The sequence below is a fragment of the Limimaricola variabilis genome (genome assembly GCF_034371605.1).
Classification (GTDB): domain Bacteria; phylum Pseudomonadota; class Alphaproteobacteria; order Rhodobacterales; family Rhodobacteraceae; genus Limimaricola; species Limimaricola variabilis.
Genome location: NZ_CP139691.1, coordinates 437,501 through 454,704, shown reverse-complemented (window position 1 = coordinate 454,704; position 17,204 = coordinate 437,501). Strand labels below are relative to the sequence as shown.

Genomic DNA, 17,204 nt, shown 5'->3' with positions numbered 1-17,204 from the left:
CGTCAACCAAGAGGTAACGAATGGCAAAGCAGCTCTCAGGTGTCGACGTGGTCCTGGTCGGCTTCGGCTGGACCGGCGCGATCTATGCCGAGAAGCTGACAGACGCCGGGCTTGACGTTCTGGCCTTGGAGCGGGGGCCATGGCGCGACACGACCAAGGATTTCGCCACCACCTTCGCGCAGGACGAGCTGCGCTACTACTGGCGGCACGGGATGTTCCAAGAGGCGGCGCAATCAACGGTCACCTTCCGAAACAACTCTGCTCAGACGGCGCTGCCAATGCGCAGTTGGGGGTCGTTCCTGCCGGGCAATGGCGTCGGTGGATCAGGGGTGCACTGGAACGGCCAGACCTATCGCTTCCTGCCCTCGGATTTCGTGGCCAAGAGCCATAACGAGGAGCGCTACGGCCCCCTGCCCGAGGGGATGACGATCCAAGACTACGGTGTCACCTATGAGGAGCTCGAGCCGCATTTCGACTATTTTGAGAAGATCTGCGGCATCTGCGGCAAGGCGGGCAACCTGAATGGCAATATCGTCGCGGGCGGCAACCCCTTCGAGGGTCCGCGCAGCGACGAATATCCCAACCCGCCGATGGAGATGACCTTCTCGCAGGACCGCTTCGAGGCGGCTGCGCGCAATGTCGGGCTCAATCCCTTCCCGGTGCCCTCGGCCAACATGTCGCGCGCCTATGTCAATCCACTGGGCCTGCAACTGGCGCCCTGCACCTATTGTGGTTTTTGTGAAAAGCACGGCTGCGGCAACTACTCGAAGTCCTCGCCGCAAACGACGATCATCCCGGCGCTGATGAAACGGCCGAACTTTGCGCTGCGCACCGACAGCGAGGTGCTGTCGATCGAGAAATCGGCGGACGGGTCGCGGACAACGGGCGTCACCTATGTCGATACCAGCGGTGAGAGCTTCTTCCAGCCCGCCGATATCGTCGTGCTCTGCGCCTATCCGCTGGAGAACACCCGGCTGATGCTCCTTTCGCAGATCGGCGAGCCTTACGACCCGCGCAGTGGGGAAGGCGTGGTCGGCAAGAACTACTGCTATCAGGTGATGTCCGGCGCCACAGTATTCTTCGACAAGGAATACACCAACGGCTTCGTCGGCGCTGGGGCCTTGGGCATGGCGGTCGACGACTACAACGGCGACAACTTCGACCATTCCGGTCTCGGCTTCATTGGCGGCGGCTATATCGCCTGCTACACCACCAATGCTCGCCCGATCGAGAGCCACCCCGTCCCGGACGGTGTGCCTGGCTGGGGCAGCGAATGGAAGCAGGCAGTGCAGGCCAACTTTCTCAAGACCGCCTCGGTGGGGGTCCATGGCGCTTCTATGGCGCATCGCAGCAACTACCTTGATCTCGACCCGACTTATACCGACAGGCATGGCCGTCCGCTGTTGCGCATGACATTCGACTTCACACTCAACGACCGCCGGTTGAGCGCTCATCTCACCCCTGTCGCCGAGGAGATTGCGCGGGGCATGGGCGGACGCGAGGTCGTGGTTGGCGAGCGCAAGGGCTCCTACGATTCGGTCCCCTACCAGACCACTCACAACACCGGCGGCACGATCATGGGGACGGACCCGCAAACCAGCGTGTGCAACCGCTATTGCCAAAGCTGGGACCTGCCGAACCTCTTCGTCGCTGGGGCCGGGCTGTTCCCGCAGAATGCTGGCTACAACCCGACCGACACGGTCGGCGCACTGGCCTACTGGTCGGTGGATGCGATCATCAGCAAGTATCTGAGCCAGCCGGGCCCGCTGGTGCAGGCATGAGGGGTTTTGCACTGATATCCGCCATCAGCTGCATGGCGTCCGTCACGGCTACCGCGCCCGCTGCGCAGGAGCTGTCCTCGTCGCAGGTTGAGCGCGGCCGCTACTTGACCATCGCGGGCGATTGCGAGGCCTGCCACACAGATATCGAGAATGACGGCCTGCCCTTCGCGGGCGGTCGCGCGCTTGGCACCCCTTTCGGCACGATCTATTCCCCCAACCTTACTCCGGATGACGCGACCGGCCTGGGTCGATGGACGCGAGAGGATTTCCATAACGCGCTGAACGAAGGCATCGACGACGAGGGCCAACATCTCTATCCGGCGATGCCCTACCCCTACTACACATTGATGTCGCGCGACGAGACCGACGCGATCTTCGCCTATCTCCAGTCGCTCGAGCCAGTCCATGCCGAAGATCCGGAGAACGATCTGCCGTTCCCACTGAACATCCGCATGTCAGTGGCTGGCTGGAAGCTCTTGTTCTTCGAGGACGAGACGTTTGTCCCCGACCCCGATCGCTCCGAAGACTGGAACCGAGGCCGCTTTCTCGTGGACGGACCGCTGCACTGCGGCGGCTGCCATTCGGGCAAAAACCTGCTCGGGGCCAGCAAGGAGGACGAATACCTGCGCGGTGGGCTGCTGGAGAACTGGTTCGCGCCCAACATCCGCGCCGGGGCAGGCGGCGGCATAGCGCACTGGGAGACCGACGACATCGTCGAGTTCCTCAAGCATGGCCGTGCCAAGCATACCGCCCCCATGCAGCGCATGGGCGAAGTGGTCTCGATATCCACCCAGCACCTGCGCGAAGAGGACCTGCGCGCCGTAGCGACCTATCTCAAGAGCCTCGAGGACGAGATACCTGAGGTGGAAGATGCCCCCGAGGCGGCGCGTCTCGAGACCGGGGCCGGGATCTACTTCGACAACTGCGCCGCCTGCCACGCGGCGGACCAGTCCGGCGTGCCATATTTCTTCGCGCCGCTGAGCACGTCCAACAAGGTCCATGCCGAAGACCCCTCGAGTGCTATCCGCATCATCCTCGGCGGGGCGCGGGCGCAGCCCACCGACACCATTCCCAGCATGCTCGCCATGCCGCCCTTCTCCTGGAAGCTGAGCGATGCGCAGATCGCCGACCTCCTGACCTACCTGCGCGGCACCGGCGATCGGCGCGCCGGCCCGATTTCAGCCTCGCAAGTAGCCGAGATGCGCGACTATCTTGCCGAAGAGGAGCACTGAAGGTGACCCCATGATGCGCTCATGTCTTATCTCTCTTGCTTTGGCCCTTGCCTCAGCCGCCCCCTTGCAGGCCGAAGCCCTCTACCTCGGGAACGAGAAATTCGATACTGGGAACCGCGCCGCGATGGAGGCCATCGTTCAGCATTGTACGGATGTCGCGCGAGAAACCGGGCGTGGTGGATCGAATGGGGAGGAGCCATCCGATCTACAGGCGGAAAGTGAACGGCCCGAGCAGACCTCGACCCGCCGTTTCGACGACGGCGCATCCGGTGTCGCACTGGATCAGCTGGCTTCCGGAGAGAACGAGAGCGAAGGCTCCGGAGGAGCAAGCCCCGACATGTCCGGCATCTCGGAAAGGCTCTGTCAGGAAGCAGGCATCATCTATTGAGGCAAACGAAACCCAAGAAGCGCACCAATGCCCTTCCCTTATCAATCATCGGCCTTTTTTGGTATTGGCGATCATCATCTGCATGAGACAGGGAGCTCGGGCAGCCGGTTTCGGCGATCCGGGTGTGAGCGCATGAAAGCAAGGGGGCTGAAGGAAAACCGGTCCGATTAGCCCGGGGCGAACAGTTTCGATCGGCATTGGGAATATTCATTTGAACCATAATCTTACCGGTCTAACTGGTTCGGCGTAGCGTCGTTAGGCCGCGCAGTTCGTTGATTGGCTTTGGGCGCGGCCAGGGTGAGGAGCGTGACAATGCCTATCGACATTCTCCCGGGCAGCTATTGCGGCGCGGCGCCCCTGCCCGAACTGGCGTTGCGCAGCTGGAATCTCGACCCTCTGCTGCTGGCGGGACTGCTCCTTTTGCTGGTGGTCCTCAGAAACGCGCGGACCGGCCCCGCCGCCGTCGGAGTGTTGGCGTTCGCGTTCGTCTCTCCTCTCTGCGCGATCTCGGTCGGCCTGTTCTCGGCCCGCGTGGTGCATCACGTGCTTCTCGTCGCGGTCGCGGCGCCACTGCTGGCCGCGACCCTGCCCGCCCGCCGGCGCTCGGGCGTTGCCCTGTCCTTCCTCGTCTCGACGGCGCTGCTCTGGGCCTGGCATCTTCCGGCCGCCTACGACCTCGCGCTGAGCGACGTGGTCGTCTACTGGGTCATGCAGCTGACCCTGCTGGGGTCAGCCGTCTGGTTCTGGCGTTCTGTTCTGAGCGCGCGCGGCGGCATCGATGCCGTGCTGTGGTCGCTGGCCGGGCTGATGCAGATGGGCGCGCTCGGCGCGCTGCTGACCTTCGCGCCGGCGCCGCTCTATGCCGTGCATGGGCTGGCGCCGCTGGCCTGGGGTCTCACGCCACTGGCCGATCAGCAGCTCGGCGGGCTGATCATGTGGGTCCCGGCGATGCTGCCCTATGCCGCGATGATCGCGCTTTCGGCGCGGCGCGGCTGGTGGGCCGGGAATGAGCGGGGCCTCGCGTGAGCTGGCTCTACGGTCTGATCCCGCACCTCAAGGCGCTGCATGTCGGCATGCTGATCCTGTGGTGCGGCGGCCTCTTCGCCCTGCCCCTGATGCTGGCGCGGCACGACCCGGCGATCGGCCAAGGCGACTACGAGCGCATCCGCCGGGCCACCCATTACGCCTATACCCTCGGCATCACCCCGGCGGCGGTGATCGCCATCGCCTCCGGCACGGGACTGATCTTCCTGCGCGAGGTCTTCGTGACATGGATGTTCGCCAAGCTGGTCTTCGTGGCGGCGCTGGTGAGCTTCCATGTCTGGGTCGGTTACGTTCTGGTCGCGGTGGCCGAGCGTGAGGGCGCGCATCGCGCGCCGCGGCCGGTCTGGCCGCTGATGCTTCTGATGCTGCCGATCCTCGGCATCCTGGCGTTGGTGCTCGCCAAGCCCGAGCTTGGCGAGATCCCGGTGCCGGGCTGGCTGGCGGAGCCGCTCGACCGTCAGCTGCCCTTCGACGTGCCCAGACGATAATCGAAGACGAGTTTGCCGCCATGCCACCCCGTGACCATCACCACGAGCACGCTGAATCCCGAGATCAGTATGCCGTAAGGAAGCACCGCTGCCTCGTAGCCTTGCAACCGGTAACCCCAGTTTGCGCCGAGGATCGACAGCAGCAGCACCGCGATCACGAAATGCGACCACGCCGGGGCACGGATGCGGATGCCCGGCACCATCAGAAGCTCGGCTGTGCCGGTGGCGCCGGCGGCGAGACCGAACAGGAAAGCCGTGCCCGCCGCCCAGATCGCGGCGCGCGCCCAGAACAGCTCGCCCGACCACCAGTAGAGCGCATCCGCCCCGAAGGTGCAGAAGGTCAGCGCCACCGGGAAGGCCACGCTCATCGCGTGCAGCGGATGGCCCCAGATACCGACGACGGATTCGGTCTCGTCGTAGCCGGCGGCCTCCACGATCGGGTCGTGAAGCTCTTCGTTTTTCGTCTGGACCATTTCCTCGGCCATGTCCGGTCTCTCCTGCGCTGGGGTCTCACCGGTTCAACACCCTTGCTGCTCGCGGGTTGCGAGGAAAGCCTCTCGGCGGTGCACCCGGCGGGCCCGGCGGCCGCGGTCATCGCCCAGCTGTGGTGGGTGCTTCTGGGGGGCGCGACGGCGATCTTCCTCTTCGTCGCGGCGCTGATCGTGCTCGCTTGGCGGCGGCCACCGGCAGAAACGGAGGAGCGGCGCTTCGTGATCTGGCTCGGGCTGGCCTTCCCCATGACCGTGCTGGCCGCGCTGCTGGCCTATGGCCTCGTCGTGGGCGAGCGCCTGCTGCCGCGCGCGACGCCCGATCTGGTGCGCGTTCACGCCGAAGCGCGACAATGGGCCTGGCGCTTCCGGTACGACGACCTGCCGGGGCTCGAGACCAACAACGTACTGCACATCCCGGCCGACCGCCCGGTCGACGTGGCCATCACCACGGTCGACGTGGTGCATGGCTTCTGGGTGCCACGGCTCGCGGGCAAGCTCGACGCCGTGCCGGGCCATGTGAACGTGCTGCGGCTCGAGGCCGACCTGCCGGGGCGATACGAGGGGCTGGGATCGGAGTTCAACGGCGCGGGCTACCGCGACCACCGCTTCACCGTGATCGCGCATGACGACGCGGGCTGGCGGACCTTCCTGCAAGGAGAGACACCATGAACGCGCTCAGGCGCCATCGTGCCCTGTCGCGGATCTGGGCCTCGGACCCCGGCCTCAAGGGCTGGTTCACCACCGTGAACCACACCGATCTGGGCCGGATGTTCCTCCTCGTGGCGACCTCCTTCTTCGTGGTGGGCGGCATTCTCGCGATGCTGATCCGGGCGCAGCTCGCCAGCCCTCGCTCGGCTTTTCTCGGCCCCGACCACTACAACCAGATCTTCACCATGCACGGGACCATCATGATGTTCCTGTTCGCGATCCCCTTCTTCGAGGGGCTCGCGGTCTACCTGCTGCCGAAGATGCTGGGCACGCGCGACCTCGCCTTCCCCCGGCTCACCGCCTACGGCTTCTGGTGCTACGTCTTCGGCGGATCGATGATGATCTTCGCGCTGCTGGCGGGCCTTGCGCCCGACAGCGGCTGGTTCATGTATCCACCGCTGTCGTCGACCATCGGCGCGCCGGGGATCAACTCGGACTTCTGGCTGATCGGCATCACCTTCGTCGAGATCTCGGCGATCTCGGCCGCGGTCGAGATCACCGTGACGGTACTGCGCTACCGCGCGCCGGGCATGTCGCTGTCGCGGATGCCGATCTTCGCGTGGTACGCGCTGGTCACGGCGGTGATGATCCTGACGGGCTTTCCGCCGCTGATCCTCGGCTCGATCCTGCTGGAGCTGGAACGCGCCTTCGGCATGCCCTTCTTCCAGGTGGCGCAAGGGGGCGACGCGCTGCTCTGGCAGCACCTGTTCTGGCTGTTCGGCCACCCGGAGGTCTACATCATCTTCCTGCCGGCGGCGGGCGCGATCTCGACCATCCTGCCGGTGATGGCGCGCACCACGCTCATGGGCTACGGCTGGATCATCGCGGCGGCGGTGAGCCTCGGCGTGCTGAGCTTCGGGCTCTGGGTGCACCACATGTTCACCACGGGCATCCCGCATATGGGGCTCGCCTTCTTCTCGGCCGCCTCGACGCTGGTCGCGGTGCCGACGGCGGTGCAGATCTTCGCCTGGATCGGCACGCTGTGGAAGGGCCGGCCCGCGATGCATCTGCCGATGCTGTGGCTCCTGGCCTTCTTCGCCACCTTCGTGATCGGCGGGCTGACGGGCGTGATGGTGGCGATCGTGCCCTTCGACTGGCAGGCGCACGACACCTACTTCATCGTCGCCCACCTGCACTACGTGCTGGTCGGCGGCTTCGTCTTCCCGATGATCGCCGCGCTCTATTACTGGATGCCACATTTCACCGGCCGCAAGACCTATTTCAAGCTCGGCCACGCGGCGTTCTGGCTCGTGGTGCCGGGGTTCCATGGCACCTTCCTGGCCCTGCATTGGGCCGGGCTCCTGGGGATGCGGCGGCGGATCGACAGCTACGAAGCCGGCCAAGGCTGGGAGACGATCAATATCATCGCCTCGATCAGCGGCTTCGTCATGGCGATCGGCTTCGCGCTGGTGCTGATCGACGTGGTCGTGAACGCCGTGGTGGCGATCCGCGGCTCGCGCGATCCCTGGGGCGCGGGCACGCTCGACTGGGCCATGCCGACGCCGGCGGCGCCCTACAATTTCGCGAGCCTCGCGCATGTCACCTCGCGCGAGCCGCTCTACGAGGACCCCGAACTGCCGGTGCGGCTGGCGCGCGGTGAGGGATATCTCGGCGACCCGGCCCGCGGCCGGCGCGAGACGCTCTCGGTCGATATCGCCACCGGCGAGCCCCGCTACGTCGTTATCTTCCCGGGCAACACCGCGCTTCCGATGCTGATGTCGGCGATCACGGGGCTGTTCTTCCTCGGAATGCTGCTCAAGGCCTACTGGCTCGTGCCGATCTCGGCGCTGGGGGTGATCAGCTGCGCGCTTGTCTGGGTCTGGGGGCTGGGGCGCCGCGCGCCGGAGGGGCATCTGCCGGTAGGTCGGGGCCTGTCGCTGCCCACGGCGGCCGAAGCGTCCGACCCGCCCGGCTGGTGGGGCTCGGTCTTCCTGTTGCTGGCCAACGGCACCTTCTTCGGCTCGCTGCTGTTCGGCTATGCCTTCCTGTTCTCCATTGCCCCGAACTGGCCGCCCCCGGCCTATCTCGAACCGGGCGTCCTTCCGTTGGTCCTCGTGCTTGCCGGCGCCGGTCTGGCCTTCCTCGGGCCCCGTTTCGGCACGCTGATGGGTCAGAGCGCGGCCTTCTTCGGCCTCGCCCTCATCGCCGGCGCGGCGCTGCCCGTGCTGTCCGAGAGCCCCGATCCCACCCTTCATGCCTATGACGCGACGGTCTGGGTTTTCGTCGGGTACGGGCTGCTGCACTGCCTCGTCAGCATATTGATGTGGTCGGCCGTGGGGCTACGCCGCCTGTCGGGCCATTCGGCGGGTACCACGCTCGGCGCGACGCGCATCGCCCGCCTGTGGAGCGACTACACCCTATTGGTCGCCCTGTTGACGACCGCGGCGATCGGGCTGCCCGGGGTGCTGACATGAACGCTATCCTGCGCCTGTCGCTGCCGCTGACGCTTTGGCTCGCTGCCTTCAGCGCGGTTTACGGGCTGCACGGCTTGCTGTGCTCGAGCCGGTGGGCGACGATCGCCCCGGAGGTTCCAGGCCGAGCCCTGCTTGTCGGCGCGGCACTCGTCGCCGTGGCGCTTCAGGTCATGCTGCTTGCCGTGCTGAGGTCGTCACGATGGCCCCATCCCAGTGCCGCCATCCACGGCATCAGCATGACGCTTGCCGCGGCTGCCGTGGTTGGCACGGCCTGGACGCTCGTGCCGGTATTGGCGACGTCGCATTGCTTGTGAGCTTGTGAGCTTGATTGAGACGCCTCCGCGGATCATTGTTTTTCATCTTTCAGCTTCGGCTACATCTACCGGGCTCCACCAGCTTACGGAGCCCTCAGATGTCCCAGAAACCCGCCTACTCCCCCGCCGAGGTGATCGCCGCCGGCATGGCCATGCGCGCTCGAGGCGTCGAGCCCGAACGGCCAACGCTATGGAACGAGCTCGGCCGGCGGGGCCTCTCCAAGACACCGTGGGACACGTGGCTCGAACACCGGGACCGGCAGCTCCCCGTACGCCTTGGCATCGAGCTGGGCGGTGAGATTCAGTCGCCGGAACTGACTACTGCGATCGAGGGACACTCCCGCGGGCTTGCTACCGTGATCGCCTGTGCTCAAGCTGAAGCGAAGGCACCGCTTCTGCAACGTATCGGCCAGCTTGAGGCGGCCCTGACCCGGGCGAGTCAGGAGAAGCAGAACCTGGAGCGATTTACTGATGATCTCGAGGCAGAACTCGCAGCCCGGGATGAGATGATCGCGACCCTCCAGAATGGCAGCGATCGGCCACGCCTGATCCTGCCATGAGGCCGCTGGGTTATTGCTCTTGGCCATCTCCAGAACGTGGCGGCGGCCCCCCCTCCTTACGGAAGCTGGCGACATCCTTGGCCTCCGCTTTTGCGGCTCTGTCCAACTCGTTCGTCGCCTCGAGCCGTTCCCTCGGTGTCGACAAGCGATTGATCAGGCCCTGAGCGACCCTGTGCACCGCGCCCAGCCCCGGAAAACGTCGTTCGATCTCGGCCCGCGCGTCTGCCATCGCGGTCTCCCGCGCCTGCCGTTTTGCCTCCGCTCGGAGGTCTCGAAGTGATGCTCCAATCAGGGCGCCGATGCGGCTTGCTTCACTTGGGGCACGGCTCAGTCGCGCCCGGAGTTCTTGCCATTTCTTGTCCGATTTCTTCGTATCTGGCGTAGCCCTGATGGTACTTTCGCCCGCGCTCTGATGCTCCTCAATATACCCTGCGGCCATCGCCTCCACCGTTGCCAGCCCTGCATCGAGGCGAAGCGCATCCTCCTCCACCGAAGCTCGCCCTTGGGCCAGTTTCTCGTGTTCGGCTTGGAGGCTTTCCTGCATTTCCGAGACATTCGCCTCCCGTTCAGCCAGCGCATCGCTTGCGGCCCTCTGGGATGCTGTAATTTTTCCGACTGCTTCGATTGTAGTCTGTGCCTTTGCCCGCTCTTCTTCCTCGCGCTTGCGTTCGTTCCATTGACCGCGGGAACACCTGAACCGCCGCGGGCCAAAGCGGCAGAGGCCGACCCGCCCCAGCGCCTCCCGATGAAGGTCATCCTGCCACTCGCGCATCGCGTCGCAGTAGGCGCGTTTCGATCGCTGGAACAGATCGGAGTCCTTCGAGGAAAGCGCCCCATGGCGTGCCCGGAACTCATCCAGCGCCGCCTTGCCCGGATGGAGTCCATTTACCGATCCGCGATGTCGGTCGAGGCCATAGAGGTGGAGGTGGACGTGGCGTTCATCAAGATGAATGGCTCCCATAGCGAACTCCCCGCCAGCGTCTTTGATGCGGCGCTTTTCGCAGGCGATGACGAGGTCGAAAGCCTTCCTGCATTCGTCCATGACGGTCTGATCCTCGCGGGCATCGGCACTCAGGATCGGGAGGGAAATGACCGCGGTGTAGAGCGTGTGCGTGTCGACGCGAACGGACCGCCTTCGCGTACCTTTCTTCTTCGTCTGCCGGTTGGTGTAGGGCACCGAAACCTTGGCCCGACAGGCTTCTTCATGTGCTGCACGCAGCTCATCGAAGGAGGCGCAGGTGCCGGAAATGACGAGCGGGTCACGCCTGCCTCGCCCCACATGTTCCGATGCCCATGGCTCCCGCGCGGCTTCATCGATGATCTGTTCCGCGGTCCATCCGCGCTGCCCATTTCGGCGGACCTTTTCATCCTTGCCGTTGTTTTTGGCCACGCCTTTCCGCGACCAGGTTTCAATATGGGCGAACTGGTAGCCCTGCATGATCTCGCTCCGCCTCTTTCGGTTTCGGCGAAGCGGAAATAGGGAAATACAAGGCCACGAAAAAACGACGCGTCGATGTCACGCCCGACCTTGAAAGGCGGGCCTGCAAGGGTCCCTCTGACAAGGTGTAGGGACCGACTTTGCGTATTGCGAGACGCCGCCCATGGCGGCTCAATACGCGTCGGCCCTCCGGGGGCTCTCCGAGGGCCCTGCCGGGGGCCGCCTGCGCGGCGTGCGGTCCTCCGCAGACGGCGGCAGGGTCATCGCTCGCCGCTCCCCCTGCACCCCCTGGCGTCCCCCGACGGGCTCGGGTCGTCGATCCGCTCTCCCCCAAGACCCCCTACTCCCAGAGGACGCCGCTCCGCGCTCTCCTCCGTACCTCCTCCCACTCCCGGGAAGAGCGTACCGCACCTCTTCCCGAACCCATCTCCGCTCGCCCTCTCGGCGGGGTCGAGAGGGGCGTCCCCTCTCGACGCTCTCCCCACCAGCGCAGGCATGATGATGGGACGAGGAAGCAGGCCAGCCCCGTTCCGCCGTGCGCGCGCGTTGTGACGCGCACGACGGAAGGACCCGGCCGAGAGGAAAAGACGACATCGGGCGCGTCGAACATCCACCATCTCAGGACACCGACAATGCTCGACAGCATCCAAACCAATCTCACCATGACCCCGGCCTGGCAGGATCACATCACCGCCGGCGACATCCTCTCCTTTCGCTTTCCGCTGGCCGAGGAGGGCCACACCGGGCGCCCGAAGGCGCGGCCCTGCCTCGTCCTCGATATCGAGGAGCGTGACGGCCTGCGCTACGCGCTGCTTGCGTATGGCACCACCTCTCGCCGTCGCTCTAACATCGGCTATGAGGTGCACGCGCGTCGCCGGTCCGAGTACCTCTCTGCGGGACTGAACGAACCCACCCGCTTCGTCGGCGCACGGCGGCTGCTCGTGCCGCTGACGAACAGCGGCTTCTGCATCTGCCGGACCACCGGTTCGGCCGTACTCGGACGCCTCGACGGAAGGCCGTTTGCAGCGATGAACGCCGTGCGCGGTCGGATTCACGCAGAGCGAGACATCGCCGCCGATCGCCGGTCGAGGCAGCGCTCCCGCTCACGGACCGTTCGTGGCCGGAACACCCATGGTGAGAGGCAATTGCCTCACCAGCCCCGCCATGCGGGAAAGGAGGTGCAGAAATGAGCGTCCAGTCCGCCAGAAACCTGTTGGAACAACAGGTCGCCCTCGTCCGCCCCGTCATCGAGTTGCGGGCGGACATGAGCCAGCACTTGGCACGGCAGGTTCTGCCGTACCTCGACCCGGCTGCGCAGGAGGTGGTCAGGGAGGTCATCGAATATCTCGATGAAGAGACCGACATAGACGACGATCTCCCTTACTTCCTCGATGTCGCACTCGGGGAGATCCGCAAGGTGCTTCCGCCGGAGGCTCACGGCAAGGAGGCCACGGGCCCGGATAGCGGTGCACTCGGCAACAACCATAGCTTCGGGGCGTGTCGGCAGCTCACCCCGGAGGAGGAGGTGCTCCAGGCGGCCATGCAGCCGATCGGGGTGCTCTATCGCGCCACCCGTAGGGCGCTCGACCACGCCGACGCGATAAGGCAGAGCTTCCGTCTGCTCGGCATGCAGTGACTGCACGGCGCCCGGTAGGGCGCCGTTCCTTGAGGGGCCTCGGCTCCACAATCCGACGGCATGGATCACCGTCGAACGACGCGCCGGCATCGCCACCGCTCCACTGCTGCTACGACAGCGCCGGCGCGTCACCCTCCGTGGGATCTGGACCCCATCAATAAACTTAAATCGATGCGCCAGAACCGGCCCGATCTCCCGTCTGCCACCAACAAGCGTGGTGAGACCTTGAAAGATCAACTCATGACCAAGACCAACGCCGAAACCCAAACCCTTATCGCTGCGAACGACAATCCCGGGGGCGCCACCGAGATCACGGTTTTGCTGTCTTCGTTCGTTTCGTTGATGGCCAGGGCTCACGTGGCCACGGGCAAAACCGACAAGAGGGAGAGCCAGGCATGACCGACCCTGTCCGCAATGTGAGGCGCGCCACCGGCGCGCCTACCGCCCTGCCTGCCCCCGGTGAGAAGCCGAAGGTTGTGCTTTACGCCCGCTACTCCATGGACAAGCAGAACGACCAGTCCTGCGAGCATCAACTCCGGATCGCCCGGGAAACCGCAACAAAACAGGGTTTCGAGATCGCTGGCGAATATCGCGATGAGGCCAAGACCGGCCTGACGCTGCTACGGTCCCGTCCTGGCGTCACGGCCATGAAGGAGCGCGTCGCACAAGGCGACATCGCGGCCGTCATCGTGGAGGGCATCGAACGGATCGGTCGGCGGGCGGCCGACATATCTATCCTTGCGGGGTGGTTCGAGAGCAGGAACATCGACCTGTATGCCGCGAATGGGGGAAAATTTGATTGGAAGCTCGTGCCTTTCCTCGCAGCCATCGCCGAGCATCAATCGCGGGAGATCGCCGACAAGACCCGCAGGGGCCAGCAGGGGGAAACCGTCGGTGGACGTGTGGCCGCCGGACTTGCGTATGGCTATCGCGTCGTCCCCGGCGCGCGGGGACTGAATCGTGAAATCGTCCCGGAGCAGGCGGCTGTCGTAAAGCGCATCTTCGATGACTACGCCGACGGCTTGTCGCCCCGCAAGATTGCCGCGTCCTTGAACGAGGAGGGTATTCCCTCCCCGTCCGGAGGCAAATGGAACGACAGCACCATCAGGGGCAATGCCAAGAAGCGGGACGGCATGCTGCGCAACGAGGCGTATATCGGCATCATCGTTTACGGGCGAAACCGCTTCTACCGCGATCCCGAGACTGGTAATCGCCTCTCTCGTCCTGCCGATCCGGACCACAGGGTCCACGGGGATGCGCCGCAGCTCGCAGTCATCGAGGACGAGGTTTGGAACGCGGTACAGGATCGCCTCGCGGCCACGCATGAGCAGTATGCGGGCAAAACGGCACCGCTGAACGACAGCCACCGTGCTCGGTATGTCCTCAATGGGATCGTCAAATGCGGTTGCTGCGGCGGAGGCTACACGATCACCGGAAAGGACCGCTACGGCTGCTACACTCGCAAGACCCAGGGCAGCCAAGAGTGCGAGAACAGCCGTACGATCGCACGGGAAAAGCTTGAAAGCCGGGTCCTGGCCCGTATCCGACAGGGACTGTTGACCCCGGGCTTTGCCCGGCAGTTTGCCGAAGAGGTCAATCGCCTCCTCCTGCTGCAACCGGCGAATGGCGAAGCTGAAAAAAAGGCGCTTGAAGCGCAGCTGAAGAGGACCGAGACGGCCATCGAACGCTTGTTGGATCGGTTGGAAACCGAGGAGACAGGAGACTCGCTGCTGGCGCGCCTGAAAACCAGAGAGGCAGAGCGCGACGCGCTACGCGACGAGATCATCGAACTCGGGAAAGCCACCGAGGTGGTCGTGCCGACCCTTGAGGGTCTGGAAACCATCTATGGCCAACAGGTTCGCCGGCTTGAGGATCTGCTGACCGGAAGCGGTCAGATCGTGGAGGCGAACGCGCTGTTGCGGCAGATACTCAGAGACGTGCGGGTCTGGAAGGACCCCGACGCCCGGGATGGGGTACGTATCGAGATCCGGGGCGAGGCGTCCCGGATCTGCCGACCCGCTGGGGGAAACGCAGAAAGCGCCCCGTGGGGCGCTGCCTTGTCTGCGATGCAGATTTCAGTGGTTGCGGGAGCAGGATTTGAACCTGCGACCTTCAGGTTATGAGCCTGACGAGCTACCGGGCTGCTCCATCCCGCGACAGGATGTTTGGCCTGCTGCGCGGAGCGCTGCTTGAGGCCGGATCGGTTCTGGCATCGTGTCAGAGAGAATGTGGGATGTTCTTTACTAGGTCTGGCGGTGACTTACTCTCCCACGTCTTGAGACGCAGTACCATCAGCGCAACGGCACTTAACGGCCGAGTTCGGAATGGGATCGGGTGTTTTGCTCGTGCTATGGCCACCAGACCGAGAAAAGAACATCTTCGGTGGCCTGCCGCGCGGGGCGCTGCTCGAGGCCGGTGTGGCCTGTCGCGTCGCTTGGGGGGAGGTCACCATATCAGCCGCCCTGCCCCGATTGGGGGGAGCGGTGTTCCAGGTCGTCGTACATTTCCTTGATTGTGTATGCTTTCGGATCCAGCCTTGCTGTTTCTGGATCGGATCAAGCCTATCGGACCATTAGTATCGGTCAACTGAACGCATTGCTGCGCTTACATCTCCGACCTATCGACGTGGTGGTCTACCACGGTCCTCAGGGATACCTTGTTTTGAGGGGGGCTTCCCGCTTAGATGCCTTCAGCGGTTATCCTGTCCGATCATAGCTACCCAGCACTGCCGTTGGCACGACAACTGGTCCACCAGTGGATCGTTCACCCCGGTCCTCTCGTACTAGGGGCAACTCCTCTCAAGTATCCTACACCCACGGAAGATAGGGACCGAACTGTCTCACGACGTTCTAAACCCAGCTCACGTACCTCTTTAAATGGCGAACAGCCATACCCTTGGGACCTGCTCCAGCCCCAGGATGAGATGAGCCGACATCGAGGTGCCAAACACTGCCGTCGATATGGACTCTTGGGCAGTATCAGCCTGTTATCCCCAGCGTACCTTTTATCCGTTGAGCGATGGCCCTTCCACTCGGGACCACCGGATCACTATGGCCGTCTTTCGACTCTGCTCGACGTGTCAGTCTTGCAGTCAGGCTGGCTTATGCCATTGCACTCGACGAACGATTTCCGACCGTTCTGAGCCAACCTTCGCGCGCCTCCGTTACTGTTTGGGAGGCGACCGCCCCAGTCAAACTACCCGCCACACAGGGTCCCGGATCCGGATGACGGACCGCGGTTAGACATCAAGAGTGCGAAGGGTGGTATCTCAAGGGAGGCTCCACGGGAACTGGCGTTCCCGCTTCAAAGCCTACCACCTATCCTGCACATCGCAATCCTGATGCCAGTGTGAAGCTGTAGTAAAGGTGCATGGGGTCTTTCCGTCTAACCGCGGGAAGCCGGCATCTTGACCGGCAATTCAATTTCGCTGAGTCGATGTTGGAGACAGCGGGGAAGTCGTTACGCCATTCGTGCAGGTCGGAACTTACCCGACAAGGAATTTCGCTACCTTAGGACCGTTATAGTTACGGCCGCCGTTTACCGGGGCTTCAATTCAAGGCTTGCACCTCTCCTTTTAACCTTCCGGCACCGGGCAGGCGTCAGACCCTATACGTCGTCTTGCGACTTCGCAGAGCCCTGTGTTTTTAGTAAACAGTCGCCACCCCCTGGTTTGTGCCCCCGGCCTCTACTTGCGTAAAAACCGGGCCTCCTTCTCGCGAACTTACGGAGGTATTTTGCCGAGTTCCTTCAACATCGTTCTCTCAAGCGCCTTGGTATTCTCTACCAGTCCACCTGTGTCGGTTTAGGGTACGATCTCATGATGGAGCTATTTCCAGGGACCGCCTGGCTGCCCACCCAATCCGATAAGGGTGAACAACGTCCGCGATCCGTCACTTCCATCTGGCCCAGGAATATTAACCTGGTTCCCATCGACTACGCCTTTCGGCCTCGCCTTAGGGGTCGGCTTACCCTGCTCAGATTAACTTTAAGCAGGAACCCTTGGACTTTCGGCGACAGGGTCTCTCACCCTGTTTGTCGCTACTCATGTCATCATTCTCGCTAGTGATCTCTCCACCGGATGCCTCACAGCCCGGCTTCACAGAAAATCCCGCGTCTCCAAGCCGACCCGGAGGACGGTAAGGAGACATGGGATTATGTCACACTACGCTCTGCTACCATGCACTAAGTGCATCCTAAGCTTCGGCTCGTGGCTTGAGCCCCGTTACATCTTCGCCGCAGGACAACTTATTTAGACCAGTGAGCTGTTACGCTATCTTTAAAGGATGGCTGCTTCTAAGCCAACCTCCTGGTTGTTTTGGTCGTCCCACCTGCTTTCCCACTTAGCCACGAATTGGGGGCCTTAGCTGTAGGTCAGGGTTGTTTCCCTCTCCACGACGGACGTTAGCACCCGCCGTGTGTCTGCCATCTAGTACTCCCGGGTATTCGGAGTTTGGTTAGGATCAGTAAGCCTGTGGGGCCCCATTACCCATCCAGTGCTCTACCCCCCGGGGTATTCGGATGACGCTCTACCTAAATAGATTTCGCAGAGAACCAGCTATCTCCGAGTTTGATTGGCCTTTCACCCCTAGGCACACCTCATCCCGACCTTTTTCAACAGGTGTGGGTTCGGACCTCCAGTGCGTGTTACCGCACCTTCATCCTGGACATGCCTAGATCACTCGGTTTCGGGTCTGATCCCACGAACTCATG

Annotated in this window: 15 protein-coding genes, 1 tRNA gene and 2 rRNA genes (1 of these 18 cut by a window edge); 13 read left to right on the top strand and 5 right to left on the bottom strand. The window is 63.6% G+C overall.

Annotated features, from left to right (window positions below; genetic code table 11):
• Positions 1-20 precede the first annotated feature (20 nt).
• From T8T21_RS02250 to T8T21_RS02230, 5 genes are all read left to right on the top strand, one after another.
• Positions 21-1,781, top strand: coding sequence for a GMC family oxidoreductase (locus tag T8T21_RS02250; protein WP_322336631.1), 1,761 nt, complete (start codon positions 21-23; stop codon positions 1,779-1,781).
• Positions 1,782-1,813: 32 nt separating this feature from the next.
• On the top strand, positions 1,814-3,013 hold the full coding sequence (locus T8T21_RS02245) for a c-type cytochrome (RefSeq protein WP_322336630.1): 1,200 nt from the start codon (positions 1,814-1,816) through the stop codon (positions 3,011-3,013).
• 10 nt (positions 3,014-3,023) lie between these two features.
• Positions 3,024-3,401 carry a hypothetical protein gene (locus T8T21_RS02240; protein WP_322336629.1) on the top strand — a complete coding sequence of 126 codons (378 nt, stop codon included), beginning with the start codon at positions 3,024-3,026 and terminating at the stop codon, positions 3,399-3,401.
• A 312-nt stretch (positions 3,402-3,713) separates the two neighbouring features.
• Positions 3,714-4,427: a cytochrome c oxidase assembly protein gene (locus T8T21_RS02235; protein ID WP_322336628.1), complete on the top strand. Its 714-nt coding sequence runs from the start codon at positions 3,714-3,716 to the stop codon at positions 4,425-4,427.
• Positions 4,424-4,933: a CopD family protein gene (locus T8T21_RS02230; protein ID WP_322336627.1), complete on the top strand. Its 510-nt coding sequence runs from the start codon at positions 4,424-4,426 to the stop codon at positions 4,931-4,933. The genes T8T21_RS02235 and T8T21_RS02230 overlap by 4 nt, the downstream gene beginning before the upstream one ends.
• Here T8T21_RS02230 and T8T21_RS02225 read toward each other — a convergent pair.
• The gene (locus T8T21_RS02225; protein WP_183475306.1) at positions 4,903-5,418 is read right to left on the bottom strand and encodes a DUF2231 domain-containing protein; all 516 of its coding nucleotides are present in this window, start codon (positions 5,416-5,418) and stop codon (positions 4,903-4,905) included. The two genes, T8T21_RS02230 and T8T21_RS02225, sit on opposite strands and share 31 nt — an antisense overlap.
• Between T8T21_RS02225 and T8T21_RS02220 the strand changes: the two genes are divergently transcribed.
• From T8T21_RS02220 to T8T21_RS02205, 4 genes are all read left to right on the top strand, one after another.
• Positions 5,377-6,093: a cytochrome c oxidase subunit II gene (locus T8T21_RS02220; protein ID WP_322336626.1), complete on the top strand. Its 717-nt coding sequence runs from the start codon at positions 5,377-5,379 to the stop codon at positions 6,091-6,093. The genes T8T21_RS02225 and T8T21_RS02220 overlap by 42 nt on opposite strands.
• On the top strand, positions 6,090-8,546 hold the full coding sequence (gene ctaD / locus T8T21_RS02215; protein WP_322336625.1) for a cytochrome c oxidase subunit I: 2,457 nt from the start codon (positions 6,090-6,092) through the stop codon (positions 8,544-8,546). Before T8T21_RS02220 ends, ctaD begins: the two co-directional genes overlap by 4 nt.
• Positions 8,543-8,860, top strand: a complete 318-nt coding sequence (locus T8T21_RS02210) for a hypothetical protein (RefSeq protein ID WP_322336624.1) — start codon at positions 8,543-8,545, stop codon at positions 8,858-8,860. The genes ctaD and T8T21_RS02210 overlap by 4 nt, the downstream gene beginning before the upstream one ends.
• Before the next feature lie 98 nt (positions 8,861-8,958).
• Complete coding sequence (locus tag T8T21_RS02205; protein WP_322336623.1) at positions 8,959-9,420, top strand: DNA-binding protein; 462 nt, start codon at positions 8,959-8,961, stop codon at positions 9,418-9,420.
• Positions 9,421-9,430: 10 nt separating this feature from the next.
• Here the strand turns inward: T8T21_RS02205 and T8T21_RS02200 are convergent, their stop codons facing one another.
• The gene (locus T8T21_RS02200) at positions 9,431-10,858 is read right to left on the bottom strand and encodes a hypothetical protein (protein ID WP_322336622.1); all 1,428 of its coding nucleotides are present in this window, start codon (positions 10,856-10,858) and stop codon (positions 9,431-9,433) included.
• 632 nt (positions 10,859-11,490) lie between these two features.
• On the opposite strand from T8T21_RS02200, the gene T8T21_RS02195 reads away from it, so the two are divergent.
• From T8T21_RS02195 to T8T21_RS20825, 4 genes are all read left to right on the top strand, one after another.
• Positions 11,491-12,048: a hypothetical protein gene (locus T8T21_RS02195; protein WP_322336621.1), complete on the top strand. Its 558-nt coding sequence runs from the start codon at positions 11,491-11,493 to the stop codon at positions 12,046-12,048.
• Entirely contained in the window at positions 12,045-12,494 is a 450-nt protein-coding gene (locus T8T21_RS02190) for a hypothetical protein (protein ID WP_322336620.1), read from the top strand. Before T8T21_RS02195 ends, T8T21_RS02190 begins: the two co-directional genes overlap by 4 nt.
• 240 nt (positions 12,495-12,734) lie before the next feature.
• A complete protein-coding gene (locus T8T21_RS02185) occupies positions 12,735-12,893 on the top strand; it encodes a hypothetical protein (protein ID WP_322336619.1) in 159 nt (52 codons plus the stop codon).
• A complete protein-coding gene (locus tag T8T21_RS20825) occupies positions 12,890-14,617 on the top strand; it encodes a recombinase family protein (RefSeq protein ID WP_407660126.1) in 1,728 nt (575 codons plus the stop codon). The genes T8T21_RS02185 and T8T21_RS20825 overlap by 4 nt, the downstream gene beginning before the upstream one ends.
• Here the strand turns inward: T8T21_RS20825 and T8T21_RS02175 are convergent.
• The 3 genes from T8T21_RS02175 to T8T21_RS02165 form a co-directional block, all read right to left on the bottom strand.
• Positions 14,574-14,650, bottom strand: a tRNA-Met gene (locus T8T21_RS02175). The genes T8T21_RS20825 and T8T21_RS02175 overlap by 44 nt on opposite strands.
• Before the next feature lie 91 nt (positions 14,651-14,741).
• A 5S ribosomal RNA gene (gene rrf / locus T8T21_RS02170) occupies positions 14,742-14,856 on the bottom strand.
• 189 nt (positions 14,857-15,045) lie between these two features.
• Positions 15,046-17,204: ribosomal RNA gene (locus T8T21_RS02165) — 23S ribosomal RNA — on the bottom strand (it continues 676 nt past the right edge of the window).